We start from the raw sequence: 709 nt of genomic DNA on the forward strand, positions 1-709 counted from the left end.
CGCGGGATAGACGAACGCGAACCTGCTGAACGGCAAACACGCCACGAACAAGTAGACCTTCGACACCTCCCCGGTGGCCGGGTTCGTCAGTTCCATCGTCGGGCCGGACCAGTCGACCTCGACGCTCTGCCCGGCCTTGTGACCCACCCGCGACGAAGCACCCGTGACCAGCACGTGGCGTTGGTAGGTCTTGCAGAACCGGTCATAACCCATCGCCGGCACCCGCTCCGCGGCACACGAGTCGCTGTATTCGCCGTGCAGCAGCTTCAGCGTCACCCCGACCCTGGCCATCTCCTTGTGGACCTGGTCCCAGTCCGGCGTGGCGAACACCGTCTCATGCTCACCCCGCCCCGGGAACAACAACTCATAGACCTCATCATCGCTGCGCTCAGCGACGTCGTCCCATGACAAACCGGCCGCGTCGGCGGCCTCGAACACCGCCGTCACGGACTTGCGTGACATCTGTTGCGACGCGGCGATCGCCCGCCCCGACAGACCCTCGGCACGAAGCTGCAACACCAGCTTCGCCCTGATCTTTCGTACCATCGAAGAATCTCCTTCCGCCGCGTGCCCTATACACACGGCGGAAGGAGCCTAGAGACCAGCGGCCCCCAACCACGCCACCACCGGCCCCCAACGAGACAATCAGCACCGCCAGCCAGTGGCCCCCAAACACACGATCAACGGCCCCCAGCAGCGCTGATATTCA

1 pseudogene is annotated in these 709 nt (G+C 64.7%); it reads right to left on the reverse strand.

What is annotated here, in order from left to right:
* Positions 1–546: pseudogene (locus FOJ82_RS15955) on the reverse strand (IS21 family transposase); the annotation flags it as partial.
* Positions 547–709 lie beyond the last annotated feature (163 nt).

Source organism: Tessaracoccus rhinocerotis (genome assembly GCF_007197885.1).
Lineage (GTDB): Bacteria > Actinomycetota > Actinomycetes > Propionibacteriales > Propionibacteriaceae > Arachnia > Arachnia rhinocerotis.